This is a genomic window from Rossellomorea sp. LJF3 (assembly GCF_037046045.1).
Classification (GTDB): Bacteria; Bacillota; Bacilli; order Bacillales; family Bacillaceae_B; genus Rossellomorea.
The window spans coordinates 32,399-46,291 of sequence record NZ_JBANLY010000025.1 but is presented as its reverse complement, the minus strand read 5'-3'; the positions used below and the strand labels follow the sequence as shown (position 1 = coordinate 46,291).

Sequence of the window (13,893 nt, the reverse complement as noted above, 5' to 3'; positions counted from 1 at the left end):
CTTCCAGTTTGAAGAAATGGAGGCAAGCAAGCGAAAGCGCGGTAGTAAATTGAAAAACTAAGGAACCTTAAGAAATATGGAGAACGTGTCCAAACTTAGGGGGTCGGACCGTAATAACTAATTAAGCGGAATTATTCCGTCTATTTTTCTCTGGTGCTTAGCCTGACCTCTAAATCGACAATTGATATATCAAAGTTAATAGAAACCTTAATATATAAAGAACATATGCCCATCACACGTCAATAATTTGAAACAACTATTGATTTGTTATTTCCACAAACGACTTCCCATTCCTCAATAAAAATTCAATCGTAAACTCATCATCACGAATTTGCTCTTTCGCTTCAGGTAAAGCCAAATAGTCTTGGATCGCTTTTTCAATTTCTTCAATCTGCTCTTGGGGAAGTGGTTTATCCAGATCTGTTTTTATCCACACATAAGAGTGTCCATCCTTCACTTGGTACGAAAGTCCGGCCAATTTATACGTCGATTTCCCTGCCATGGCATCATAGATATCAGAAGAGATCATGGACCAACGATTATCCTGCTGGCGATGCTTCAAGTTGAAAGAATCCATCTCTACATCTTTCACATCTAGATCCTGTCGTTCTATTTCTTTTTCAATGTCTGCAATGATTTCCTTTGATTCATCAATATGGTCCGGCATATCAATGGTGACGATCGCTGAAGCGCCGGTCCCCTTCATACCTGCTAACTCATACTCAGCTTCTTCGGCATATCCATAGGAAGCGAATATTTCCTTCACAATCTCTCGTACTTGATCATATTCCTTGTTTAAGTCATCGCTTCCCTCATGAGTGGGAACTTCAGGAGCCTTGATAATCTTTAATTCGTAATCGTCGTACCCGTTTTCATAAAGATAACTGGTGATCTTGGATTCAAGATCTTCCTTGGCTTGCTTTAATGTGGAATCCCCCAAATGAAGTGACACTTCAATTGTGAAGGGAGAAGGCGTTGTACCAACTGAACTAACTTTGTATCCTTCCTTTTCGACTAGTTTAAAAAGGTCAGAAGTCAAATTGGGGTTGGGTTCTCCGTCTGAAATCTGTGGAGTGATCGTGATCGGTAACACTTTCGCCACAATACTTGCCATCGTGGTTGAGTAGAACGGGGATGTGACAAGAAAGAGTATACATGCTGCTGCAATCCAGACATACTTCTTAAAATGTCTCTTCTTCTTTTCATTTGTGCTCTGCATGATTTTACTTCGAAGCTGCTCTTTTGATCCGTCTGTTACCTTCAGCTGTTCTTCCAACTCTTTAAATGGATCTGTTGATTTCATTGATGACCCCTCCTTTCGTCAATACCTTTTCCAGTTCAACCAGTGCTCTGCTTAGCGTCATTTTCACTTTACTTTCTGACCAGTTCAACACATGGGCTGTTTCTGCTGTTGAAAATTCTTTCAACTTTCTTAGGATAATGACATGTTTGTACGTTGGTTTTAATTGTTGAATCGCTCTGTATAATTCTTCCGATTCTTCATTCATCTCGACGATTTGTTCAGGCAACGGCATGCCGTCTTTCTCCTCCATCGTCAAACCAAGATAGTGTTTCAGCGGATGCTTCTTCCGAAAGTGATCGATCGTCACATTATGCGCAATGGAAAACAGCCATGTTTTCACAGATGAATTATGTTTGAATTGCTGTTTGCTTCTATAGGCTTTCAGAAAGGTCTCCTGTGTTAAATCCTCTGCCTGTTGATAATCACGTACCATCAAAAGTATGTATGTGAGGATCGATTCTCCGTATTGTGTAAACCATTCATTTAATTCTTGTTGGTCCAAAACTGTTCCCCCTTTCTCTCCTACACTTAGACGCAAATGGAAATAGATTGGTCACGTTTGAAGTGAATTTTTCAAAAAAAAAGCATTGATCCCTGGCTGGGATAATGCTGATGACATCACTAAATTAAGCCCTGTGGATTGGCAAAGTCGTGCATCGCCAGTGCCTTAATAATATTCACAGCACACATTGACATCAGTCTCCAAATGATAAATCATAAAGTAAGATTCTTAACTTCAAAGACCAGAAAAATCATAGCGTAAAAATGATCAAACATAAGGCAGTTGGGTAAAAGAAAGGATGTTAACCATTCACCATTACATACGAATTTTTTTACTAATAACCGGATTTTCTACCATTCTACTGATTTTAGTAGACACAGCTGTTGAATACTCCGTTGGCCCAAGTGAAGGTATTTTACATTATCTAGGCATTGGATACCTTATCCCTTATTTAATTGGTATTTCGGCTTTCATTTTTTCTATGATAAACCTGGAAAAAGGGGCTCGTGCCCTTTATCTGATTCCGTCCATCATTGGTCTGCTGATTTTGCTGTTGCTCGGATTCCTATATGTATTATTGCAACTCTACTTATATTTAAGTTTCTGAATGTTGGGGGCTAATCCCCACTTAATCCTCCAATATCGGCAGCACTGTCGAATCCTTGATCTCCCTCAACGCCAAACTCGTCTGAATCTTCGTGATCCCCATCTCATTCAACCTTCTAATAAAGAGCTCCAGCCCCTTTCGATCCTTGCAGGCGACTTTTAGAAGATAATCATATTCCCCGGTCAAGCAATGACATTCCAGGACTTCCTCCATTGATTCCAATGTCCCTTCCACTGCTTCCAATTTTTCGATGCGGTGTTCATTCGTACTCATAAACACGAAGCATAGTAGATCAAATCCCAGTTTTTCATGGTTCAGAATCGCTACCTGTTTCTTGATATACCCTTCTGTTTCCAAACGCTTGATTCGTGCGTGAACGGCCGGTGCCGATAAATTGACCCGCTTCGATAATTCAAGATTGCTCAGCTGCCCGTCCTTCTGCAGCAAATCCAAAAGCTTGAGATCCATTTGGTCCAATACCCTGCTTACCACTGATTCCATGATTCAACCACCCTTTTCAATTGTTCCAAAAACCCCTGATAAAACGATATAAAAATGAATTTTTATAAACTTATATTCTATCATACTTTCAATTATTTCGATTAATCCTCATTATACAATATGTTCTTCTGTAAATCTGATTAAATGTTAAAATTATTCTTATAGTAAATGTCATTGTGCACAGTGGCTCTGTGAAAAGGGGCTAAAATGACGTGAAATATCATTATCTATTGTTACTGACCAGCCTTCTCTGGGGAGGCAATTTCATCGTGGGGAAAACGCTCGTGGAGCATGCATCCCCGGGAACGTTGACGATATTAAGATGGGCCATCGCCATCGTCTGCCTGTTTCCGATGGTCTGGTGGAAAGAAAAAAATCTCGTTCCACCCGTACGATCGATTCTGCCATTATGCCTCATGGGGGTGACAGGGGTCGCCCTCTTTCAGGCACTTCAATTCATGGCGCTTGAGAAGACCTCTGCCACCAACGTTGGCCTGATTTCTACGTTAAATATGTTTTCCATTGCCGGAATTTCTTTTATTTTTCTGAAAGAAAAGATGAACGCCTTTCAACTGTCTTCCATGTTCTTGTCACTTTTTGGTGTGTTGCTTGTCCTGTCCAAAGGAAACCTGGAAATGGCCTTTTCCTTAGAGTTCAATGAAGGGGACCTGTATATGCTCGCTGCCGTAGTGATGTGGGGATTCTACTCCGTTTGCAGCAAGTGGGCGATGAAGAGTGTCACGCCCATGATGTCGATTCTTTATTCCGGGATTTTCGGACTTCTTATCCTGCTGCCTTTCAATCTTCATGATTTCCGTGTGACCAATGTCGATGCATCATTCGTGCAGTCGATCCTGTATACCGGCGTGATTTCCACGGTTGTCTGCATGGTGCTTTGGAATGTCGGGGTGAATAAGCTAGGGCCAAGTACGTCGGGGTTGTTCTTGAACTTTAACCCTGTCTTCACGGCTTTGTTGGCGTTTGTCTTTTTGGGTGAGAAGATGAATGGGCTTCAAGCTGTAGGAAGTGCGATTGTTTTGGCAGGGTGTGTGTTGTTTTCGGTATTGAAGACAAAGCCTAAATTGTTCAAGGAAGTTCCATCAGGTATGCTGTCCAATGAGCCTGTGAAAACTTCATAAAGAAAATAAAAATGCTTGGAGACAGATGCTCCAAGCATTTTTCAGCAATTTCTAAATACCCATAAGCGGACATATTCCGCTTATTGAGGAATTCTGCACGAAATATCGAGTAATAGACGGAAATATTCCGCCTATATACTCAAAAAGCTTTAAGATTGGCCATTTATACTTGCCTTAAACGGAGAAATTCCGCTTATTTCCCCCAAGCCTACCCCTATTTTGCATGTTAACCGGAAAAACTCCGCTTATTAATCAGGTGACACTCAAAATGAAGGATGAATTCATCTGCTTTTTACTGCAATTCCGCTATTTTAATAGAGGGTGCTTTATCCTATCTCACATACAACACCCTATACCCACCATCATCTTCCTCCATCGAAATCCCTCGCCAGCCTTCATCCAATAACGCCTGCTGGCCCTCGACATCCCCCATCGGAACTCTGGCAATCTCGGAAATTTCTTCTCCTCCGCCATCTCCCTCAAGGCGCTTGATGAAAACATAGCGCAATTGATCAACGTACTTGATCTTAAGGGCAGCTATCTCCATTCCCTGCTTGAATTTATCTTTTAAACTGGGAATATTAAAGGGAGCGACGGTGCAAGCCACATAGGTGAACTTTTGTTCCAGCTCCCCCAGCTCCTGCATGATCAAATGAGCCAGTGTTTGCTGGAGGCGGTTGCCTCTGTAATCCGGGTGGACGTTCGAAATTTCCTGGTAGATGACCCGTGGCAGTTCTTCTGCATCCAATCCTACATCCAGCCCCAGGTGCTCTTCATCAATAGGCGGGACCAATAATGCTCTGAATGCGATTAATCCCGTCTCTGTAAAGGCTCCGATCATCAGCCCGTTTCCGGTTAGAATATAATCCAATTCCTCATACGTCAAGGGTTGCAGGTTCTTTTTTTCCGTCAACGTATCCACCACAAGTTCCTGCAGCTGCTGTATTTGACTCATATCCTCTTTACTTAACAAACGGACGATGTATGATTCATTTTTATTTTCAAGAAATCCTTCGAATAGATGATCCATGATCCCATGCTCCTTACTCTACGATACTCTTAAACTCAGTCAACTCTTCCAGAATAGCTTTGTCTACTGTAACACCGAGGCCCGCTTTATCCGAAAGTCTGATAAACGGGACGTCATAATGCAGGTCTCCGATGTCCTTTGAAAACTTAATCGGTCCCGTCAATTCTACACTAGTGATGACCCTTTTGGAAAAAGCCACATGGAATCCGGCTGCGGACGCGATGGATGATTCGACCATCGAACCGACCTGGCATTCCATCCCTGCCATCTCAGCCATGTGGGCAAGTTTCACTGCCGGGTAGATCCCGCCGCTTTTCATCAATTTGATATTCACTTTATCCGCTGCCTGCTTCCCGATGATCTCACGCATGTCACGAACGCCTTTCAGCCCTTCATCGATCATGAGGGGGATATCCGTCTTGGATTTGATCCTGACCATCCCATCCACATCATCTGCCAAAACGGGTTGCTCCAGCCAATCAATGTTCAGGTCTTGAAGATGGCGCAGGGCCTTCAGTGTCTGACTGCTGTTCTTCCAGCCCTGATTCACATCGACCCGGATCGGCACGTCCCACCCGACACGTTCCCTGACCTTTCGTATTCGTTCAATGTCCTGGTCGACATCGGTTCCAACCTTCATTTTAAAGGATTGAAAGCCTTTCTCGACCATACTGGCTGCTTCTTCTGCCATTGTATCCGGCTCTGTTATGCTGAGGACATGGGTGATCTGGAATTCGTCATGATACCGGCCGCCGAGCAGCTGATAGACAGGCTGCTTCAGTTTTTTCCCCATGGCATCATAGCAGGCGATATCGATGGCCGCCTTGGCTGTCGGGGCATTGTAAATGGCTTGATCCATCAGCTCATGGATTCGTTCGATATGAAACGGATTCTCCCCGATCAGTTTCGGGGCGAGGGTGTGCTGAAGCACCTTAAATGTGCTTTCCCACGTTTCCCCTGTCACATGTTCATCCGCCACCGCTTCACCGTATCCAATGATGCCTTCGTCCGTCTCCATTTCCAAAATGATTGAAGGCATATCCTCATAGGTATGGTAACTGATGATAAAAGGCTGTTTCAGTGGTAATCGAATGGCATACAGATTGATTTTTTTTATGATCATATGTTAAACGCTCCTTACACTAACAAATTTTCTTTCGTCTTGGTATAATGTCGTTATATAGTCGTTAATTCAGAAAGGAGATTGTCATGAAAACGAAAATCGCCCTGATCGGGTCGAGAGAATTCATCGAACACGTCCAGACGTCCATTGCACTGGATTTGAACACTATCGAACTGATCCCCTATATTTACGGTGAGCCCCAGGAAGCAAGCTTACATATTAAAAACCTGACACCCTGTGATGCCGTATTGTTTTCCGGAGCACTGCCTTACTTTTTTTCAAAAGAAGAATGCCGCACACTATCCATCCCGGTCCTTTACCTGGAACAGGATGAAACGGCCCTTGTGACATCACTGCTTTATATCCTGCACCATCATGGGATTGAACCAGACCGTGTGTCCATCGATTTGATGGATCGTTCTCTCATCGATCACGCCCAGTCAGACCTACACCTCAAGAACCCGCCCCGCTATGTGATGGATTATAAAGAGAGCCTGCCCCACAATTTTCACATCAACGACTATACAGAATTCCACCAGCAGTTATTTCAGGACGGTCAAACAGAGATGGCTTTAACGAGCATCCATGCGGTTTATGACCGGCTTGTCGAGTTGCACATCCCTTGCATGAGAATGATCGACCCTGCCAAGTCGCTCATTCGTGCCATTGATGAAGCTCATTCCCAATCCCTTCTTTCGAAACGAAAAGCAGCCACGATCGCTGCTGTCCGACTTTCCGTTCAAGATTGGGAAGCTGAACATGAACGTCTTCATGAACTCGCCCGCCTGATGAAGGGAACTCTCAAAAAAAATGAGGACGATGCTTCTTACACGATCTACAGCAATAGGGGCAGTGTCGAACATTTCCTGGACAGCACCGACTTCCATGAACGCCCCGTGCTTGCAGGGTTCGGTTACGGTCATACGGCAGCCGAGGCAGAGGAAAACGCACAGACCGCGTTGTCATTTGCCGAAAAGGTTGATTCTGATGGCTGCGCCTTTATTTTAAATGAGGAAAAAGAGTTGTCAGGACCTTACCCTGATAAAAGCAAGAAACAGCATCTGAAGAATGATACTCCCGACATGCTGTCTCTTGCTAAACAATTAAAATTAAGTCCGGCGAACTTATCCAAACTCGTTCAATTCTACAAATCCCGTTCGGCCCGTGATTTCACTGCGGCAGAGCTTTCTGACTATATGCAAATCACACGGCGCTCCACGGAACGTATCTTAAAGAAACTGGTCGACAACGGTTCGGCCAAGATCATTGGAGAAGAAATGACCTACGCACAAGGCCGGCCGCGGGCCATTTATGAATTGACCTTCCCCATTTATTGACCCGGTCAGGAGGAAAGTGTGGCATCCTCCTGCTCCATTGCCTTCATTTCGGTTTCGGTCAGTTTGGTAATGCTGAAGCCCGTGAAGGCATAAATGATGGAAATGATCGGCACGATAAAATTCAGCACCGCATATGGCGCATATTCAAATGCATGGACCCCAAGCGTTCCTAAAATAAAGACCCCGCATGTATTCCATGGGATGAAGACCGATGTCAACGTCCCCCCGTCCTCAAGGGCGCGGGACAGATTCTTTGAATGCAGCCCTTTTTCCCTGTAGGCATTTGCATACATCCTTGAAGGCACCACCACCGAAATATACTGTTCAGAGCATGATGCATTTGTGGCAAAACAAGACACTACAGTGGAAGCAACCAATCCTTTCGCTGTTTTTGTCACCTTAAGGATCTGGTTGACGATGGCTTGAAGCATACCTGTGTGCTCAAGGATCCCCCCGAAGGTCATGGCGACGATCGTCATGGAGACCGTGTACATCATGGAATCGAGACCTCCGCGGGAAAACAGATCATCGACCATTGTATTGCCCGTCTCGATCACGTATCCGCTTTGAAGAGCCGAAACAGCATCCGCAAACGAATCATGCTGAATGAATACCTGTGCTCCGAATCCAAGAATGATCCCCACGATCAGGGCCGGGATGGCAGGCACTTTCTTCGCAACGAGTACAATGACAAGCAGCGGTACAATCAATAAAAATGGTGAAACGACAAAGCTGTCCTGCAGAACCCCGATTGTTTTTTCGATGTCCTCAGTATTGACCCCGCTTTTTCCAAAGTTCCTTCCTAAATAAGCATATACAGCCAGGGCAATCACAAAGCCTGGTATCGTTGTGTAAAGCATATGTCGGATATGTACAAAAAGATCTGTGTTGGTCAGACCCGAAGCCAGGTTCGTTGTATCTGACAGCGGCGACATCTTATCACCGAAATAAGCCCCGGAGATAATGGCACCTGCAATCATCGGAGCCGGAATCCCCATACTGATGCCGATCCCCATGCCCGCAACACCGATGGTCCCCATTGTTGACCAGGAACTCCCGATCGCAAGCGACACTACGGCACAGATGACGCTAATCGATAAAAGGAAAAGCGATGGTGTGATCATCTTCAGACCATAATAGATCATCGTTGCCACGATTCCGCCGCCGATCCACGCACCGATCGTCAATCCCACAAGCATGATGATGACGACGGCAGGTAAAGCAAGACGGATCCCCTTATACATCGCTTCCTCTATATCCTTCCATTTGAATCCAGTAAACCATGCGACTAGTGCAGCCGTGACCGTACCGATGATCAGAGGAATGTGTGGCCCCTGCTCCAATACGACGATTGTGATGGCCATTACAGTGATCATGACTAGCAATGGTATGATGGCCAGCCAAAACGACATTTCTTTCTTCATCCAAATTCCCCCTTGATACCCCTTTGTTTTTTGACTATTCCTAATTGTCGTTAAATAGTCGCTATATGAGTATCATAAGGGGAGAAGCTGGAGACGTCAATCCGATTTTGGTACCGTTTACAATCAGATTGATGCCTTTTTCAGCGTCTCCGCTAGTATTTTTGCCGCTTGATTCAGCGCTGAAACGTTAAACGTCATGTCCGGATGATGCAAGCCGGGAGTCAAATCCGCCCCGACCCCAATCATCGCCGCCTTCACTTCAGGATGCTTGATCGTGTAAAAATGAAAATCATCACTGCCCGATGTAATGACCGGCGGAGCCAATGCTTCTTCACCCGCGATGGATACAATCGCTTCCCTCGTGATGCTCTCAGCTTCATCCGACACTTCCGCTCCAGGAGTATAGTCTGTCCATTCATACTCAATCGTGACTCCGTAAAGTTTGGCAATCCCTTCGACCCCTTCGTTAAGACGACGCTGTATCTCTTCCATCACCTCATTCTTCTGGGCACGAACATCGATGGCAAACTCCGCATTCCCCGGGATGATGTTGAGATTCTCCCCACCTGCAGCGAGCTTTGTCAGTTTCGCAGAATACGATTCAAATGGAGACAAATAGATCGTTTTCAAAAAGGAATGGATGGCCATCAACACATCGATGCTATTCTTTCCCTGATGGGGTCTCGCCCCATGGGCATCAATTCCTTTTATTTTCCCTTCCATGTAAATGCCTGCCCCGTGATGAACGGAAGGCGAAAAGGAACCATGCTCCAATTCTTCCTTCGGTCGCAGATGGACCCCGAATAAATAACGGACATCCTCAAGGGCCCCTTTCTCAATCATGGTCAGCGATCCATTCCCCTTCTCCTCTGCAGGCTGAAAAATGAAACGGATCCGCTTATTTTTCGGAGAATCCTGCAGGCAATAAAGAAGTGCTCCGAGAACCATTGACATATTGGCATCATGACCACAGGAATGATTCGCCTGCATCACCCCGTCCACCTCTTGCCACAGGGCATCGATGTCCGCTCGAACTGCCGTCACTTCCTCCCCTTCGCCTATTTCAGCAATCAACCCTGTCACATCAGAAAATCTCCTGTAGCCCACATTCAGTTCATCCAAAATTGCTGCAATCTTATTCGTCGTTTCAACTTCCTTCCAGCTCACTTCGGGATGAGCGTGGAAATGGGTGAACCATTCTAGTATCTGTTTTTCAACGTTCATACTTTTTCTCCTTTCAATCCATTTCACTTATGTATTCTGAGATGGGGAGGGGAAGTCCTGCTTTTGTAGCATAGATCTGCACTGTTACTTACCACCTTTTAATTGTCTATCACTATTTCCCCTTCTCCTTGAGGTATTTCAAAACCATTAAGATATGACGCTAGAAGCTCTTCTGAAATAGGGAAGGAATTTGCATCAAAACGCTGGTTACGTACCTTAAGTCGTTCACGCAAATCATGTTCTTGAACCTTCAAATAAATCAGTATCCATATACCGCCGGAATCTTCGATCAGTTTTTTATATCGATTCCTTCTCCCCCGGTCCCAAAAACTAAAGTCAATCACCACCTGCTGTTTATCGCGGATTAACTTTATTAAACGGTTGCGTAATTTTTCTTCTGCCTCTTTTCTATATTCCTCAAACTTTTCCATTGGGAAATCAATCCCCCAACGACCATTTGTTGCCCATATTTCTTCATCGATTGAAAGGCGGACAAACCCAGATTGCTCCAATATTTGTGAAAAAGTCGTATTACCGGAACCCGCCACCCCACACATCATGACCACTAATGGGGTTACATCATTTCGTTCACGGTAGATCAGGTCAAAATTAAACGTATCAAACATGTGTAAGCCCCCATTTCAACAGAATCTGCCTAAACTAAATCCCTTATCAATGCTCTATTCGTCTTCACCAAACGACCCGGAATATCCTTTCGAATGCTCTTCAGCCCGAAATGAAATGTCTCCGGTTTATCTTCAAGCAGGCAATCATGAAACTTAACATCCTTATTCGTAAGGTTGCCCACTAGTTCCTCAACGAATTGAGACTGAGCCATCATATCGACCGCACCGAGATGAAAAACTCCTTTAAGGTGATGAAGAATGATGTATTTTAACTGTTTGGCCAATAATTCATCTGTGAGATGATTACACTCCAGATTGCTGTACACATCAATGGAGCCTTCTTCAATCCCACTTTTGATCTGGTCCAGCCTAGGAGAGTTCTTCCCCCATATTTGCGGAATGCGTATTGTAACGGCCCGTTCCTGTAATAATTCATCCAACAAGTTTTCACACTCTATTTTAAACTGCCCATAAGGGGATGCGGCGTTAGGAGCGTCTTCTTCTGTATGATGCTTCGTGAAATCCCCGTCAAATACGTTGGCCGTGGAAAAATAATAAAGTGTACCTTCCGTGTTCTGAACTTCCAATACGAGCTCCTGATGAAATTCAAGCTGTTGATCGAACTCTCCTCTTAGGCAAGAAATGATGGCATCGGGTCTTAAGGTTTTGACCATATCTTTCATCTGATCCGTATCGCTGATTTCTAATTGAAATTGATTTTCTTGAGGAAGATCTACGGGTCTGGTTGCATAGGTCCCATATACGTCGAAGGAGTCTTTGCATTCTTTTACCAGTGCTTTTCCCACTAATCCGCTTGCTCCGAAGATAAGCAGTTTTTTCATCATAAATGCCTCCCATCTCGGAATTGTGTGCTCTCTTGTTTATTCTACTAAACAGCTGTGAAAACCCTTTAATGCCCAATAAAAAAAATGAAAGGAGCAGGGATCGCTCCCCGCTCCTTTCATTTAATTTGACACTTTTGACTTTTCCCCTATCATCACCGTCAAACTAATCAACGTAACCAAAATGGTTGCACCCATATCAGACAGGATGGCGATCCATAATGTCAGTAACCCTGGAATGGTCAGGAGTAAAGCAATCAATTTTAACCCCAATGCAAGGGAAATATTGATTTTGATGATGTTATTAACCCTTTTCGCAATCTTGATGGCAGAAGGAAGTTTTCCGAGGTGATCCTGCATCAGCACGATATCGGCGGTTTCAATGGCGCTGTCGGTTCCTTTCCCCATGGCGATTCCAAGGTCGGCCGTTGCCAGTGCCGGGGCATCGTTGATTCCGTCACCCACCATGGCCACTTTTCCTTTGCTTGTAAGTTCTTTTACTTTCGCGACTTTTTCATCCGGCAGGAGACCTGCATAGTAATCGGTCAATCCTACTTGTTGTGCCACTTTTTCTGCGGTCTTGTCGTGGTCTCCTGTCAGCATCACGGCTTGTTTGATACCGGCAGAATATAGGTCCTGTATGATTTCCTTACTTTCTTCCCTGATTTCATCCGTGATGCCGAACAATCCAAGAACATCTGTATCGCTTGAGACGATCACCAGCGTATACCCATTCGCTTTCATCGTTTGGATCTTTTGCTCGACTTCAGACGGAACGGAACATTCGAGGCTTTTCTCGTTTCCGACTCTGTAACTTTTTCCTTCAATCATGGCAGCTACACCTTGACCTGAGATGGTGTTGATCTCTTCAGGTTCCGAGAATGCCTGGTTTTCAGAGTCTTCGCTGATCTTTTTCATGACGGCTTTGGCAATCGGATGTGAAGATGATTTTTCAATTGAACCGGCAATCCGGAAAAAGTTTTCTTGATCGTAGACAGCCATTTCTTCTACATACGGATGGCCTTTGGTGAGCGTACCTGTTTTATCAAATGCAACGGTATCAATTTTTCCAAGTTGCTCTAGGAAGACGCCGCCTTTTACAAGGATTCCGTTTTTTGCATTGCGGGCAATCCCGGACACGATGGCTATCGGAGACGACAGGATCAATGCACACGGACAACCGACAATGAGTACCGCGAGCCCTTGATAAAACCATTCTCCCCAATCCCCATTGAACAGAAGCGGAGGAACGAGTATCACCAATGCGGACACGATCATGATGATCGGTGTATAATACCGGGCAAATCGATTGATGAATTGTTCTGTCGGGGTCTTGGTTTCCTGAGCTTCTTCGACTAAGTGCAGGATTTTCGCAAGGGACGAATCTTTGTATTCTTTCGAAATCCTTACCTTGAGGACCCCTTCGTTATTGATGCTTCCGCCGAAGACTTTTTCACCTTTTTCCTTTTCGACCGGCATGGCTTCACCGGTGATGGCCGCTTCATTTACGGAACTCTTACCGGATTCGACGATCCCATCTGACGGGATTTTCTGTCCTGATTTCACAAGGACGAGGTCCCCTGCGCTCAATGAACTGATCGGTACGACTCTTTCCTTGTCCCCTTCAATCAGAATCGCTTCTTTCGGAGCGACCTTCATTAATTCCTCCATGGACTTCCTTGCCTTCTCCATGCCCATTCCTTCAAGCAGTTCGTTGACGCCGAACAGAATCGCTACTAGCGTCCCTTCTTTCCATTCCCCAATGGAAAAGGCCCCTATCAAGGCAATCGTCATCAGCGTATCGATGTTGAACTTGAATTTCAGCAGATTCTTTGCTCCCTTGATGAAGGTAGGATATCCGCTTGTCGCAGCAGCGGTCAAATACATGATGATCGGGACCAGATTATCCAACTGCGAATCAACATAGATCGCTGAGAAAAAGATGATGGCCGACATCCCAAGCAGGATCTTCATTGTGCTGCTGTTGGTATGCTCATGGGAATGGTCATGACCATGTTCATCCCCGTGTTCCTTCACGAGGGCCGCTCCATCAGCGGAAAGGATCTTCTCGACTTTTTGCATATCAACACCCTTATTCAGGACTAATTTGCTGCTGTTATAAAGAATTCTCGAGCCTTCTCCATTTTCCAGTTTATTGATTTCCTCTTCCATTTCCCTCGCACAATTGCTGCACGAGAGCCCTTGAAGCTTATATTCGTCCATCTTGAACTCCCC

12 protein-coding genes are annotated in these 13,893 nt (G+C 44.9%); 2 read left to right on the top strand and 10 right to left on the bottom strand.

All coding sequences use genetic code 11. The features are described 5' to 3' along the window. Positions 1 to 256: 256 nt before the first annotated feature. The 3 genes from V8G47_RS18230 to V8G47_RS18220 form a co-directional block, all read right to left on the bottom strand. Positions 257 to 1,303: a DUF4030 domain-containing protein gene (locus V8G47_RS18230; RefSeq protein ID WP_336201332.1), complete on the bottom strand. Its 1,047-nt coding sequence runs from the start codon at positions 1,301 to 1,303 to the stop codon at positions 257 to 259. Further along, positions 1,281 to 1,805, bottom strand: coding sequence for an RNA polymerase sigma factor (locus tag V8G47_RS18225; protein WP_336201331.1), 525 nt, complete (start codon positions 1,803 to 1,805; stop codon positions 1,281 to 1,283). The genes V8G47_RS18230 and V8G47_RS18225 overlap by 23 nt, the downstream gene beginning before the upstream one ends. Positions 1,806 to 2,433: 628 nt before the next feature. Continuing rightward, on the bottom strand, positions 2,434 to 2,913 hold the full coding sequence (locus tag V8G47_RS18220; protein ID WP_336201330.1) for an Lrp/AsnC family transcriptional regulator: 480 nt from the start codon (positions 2,911 to 2,913) through the stop codon (positions 2,434 to 2,436). Between the two features lie 212 nt (positions 2,914 to 3,125). On the opposite strand from V8G47_RS18220, the gene V8G47_RS18215 reads away from it, so the two are divergent. After that, a complete protein-coding gene (locus V8G47_RS18215) occupies positions 3,126 to 4,052 on the top strand; it encodes a DMT family transporter (protein ID WP_336201329.1) in 927 nt (308 codons plus the stop codon). Between the two features lie 331 nt (positions 4,053 to 4,383). Here the strand turns inward: V8G47_RS18215 and V8G47_RS18210 are convergent, their stop codons facing one another. Both V8G47_RS18210 and V8G47_RS18205 read right to left on the bottom strand, forming a co-directional pair. Further along, positions 4,384 to 5,082, bottom strand: coding sequence for a GNAT family N-acetyltransferase (locus V8G47_RS18210; protein WP_336201328.1), 699 nt, complete (start codon positions 5,080 to 5,082; stop codon positions 4,384 to 4,386). Between the two features lie 13 nt (positions 5,083 to 5,095). Then, entirely contained in the window at positions 5,096 to 6,205 is a 1,110-nt protein-coding gene (locus tag V8G47_RS18205) for a mandelate racemase/muconate lactonizing enzyme family protein (protein ID WP_336201327.1), read from the bottom strand. 86 nt (positions 6,206 to 6,291) lie between these two features. Here V8G47_RS18205 and V8G47_RS18200 point away from each other — a divergent pair, with 86 nt between their 5' ends. After that, complete coding sequence (locus tag V8G47_RS18200) at positions 6,292 to 7,542, top strand: transcriptional regulator (RefSeq protein ID WP_336201326.1); 1,251 nt, start codon at positions 6,292 to 6,294, stop codon at positions 7,540 to 7,542. 5 nt (positions 7,543 to 7,547) lie between these two features. On the opposite strand, the gene nhaC is transcribed toward V8G47_RS18200, so the two are convergent. From nhaC to V8G47_RS18175, 5 genes are all read right to left on the bottom strand, one after another. After that, positions 7,548 to 8,966, bottom strand: coding sequence for a Na+/H+ antiporter NhaC (gene nhaC / locus V8G47_RS18195; RefSeq protein ID WP_336201325.1), 1,419 nt, complete (start codon positions 8,964 to 8,966; stop codon positions 7,548 to 7,550). A 123-nt stretch (positions 8,967 to 9,089) separates the two neighbouring features. Further along, the gene (locus tag V8G47_RS18190) at positions 9,090 to 10,190 is read right to left on the bottom strand and encodes an amidohydrolase (RefSeq protein ID WP_336201324.1); all 1,101 of its coding nucleotides are present in this window, start codon (positions 10,188 to 10,190) and stop codon (positions 9,090 to 9,092) included. Positions 10,191 to 10,288: 98 nt separating this feature from the next. Then, the gene (locus tag V8G47_RS18185) at positions 10,289 to 10,816 is read right to left on the bottom strand and encodes an AAA family ATPase (RefSeq protein WP_336201323.1); all 528 of its coding nucleotides are present in this window, start codon (positions 10,814 to 10,816) and stop codon (positions 10,289 to 10,291) included. A 29-nt stretch (positions 10,817 to 10,845) separates the two neighbouring features. After that, positions 10,846 to 11,658 (bottom strand): sugar nucleotide-binding protein, encoded by an 813-nt coding sequence (locus V8G47_RS18180; RefSeq protein WP_336201322.1) that lies wholly within the window; start codon positions 11,656 to 11,658, stop codon positions 10,846 to 10,848. A gap of 123 nt (positions 11,659 to 11,781) precedes the next feature. Further along, positions 11,782 to 13,881: a heavy metal translocating P-type ATPase gene (locus V8G47_RS18175; protein ID WP_336201321.1), complete on the bottom strand. Its 2,100-nt coding sequence runs from the start codon at positions 13,879 to 13,881 to the stop codon at positions 11,782 to 11,784. Positions 13,882 to 13,893 lie beyond the last annotated feature (12 nt).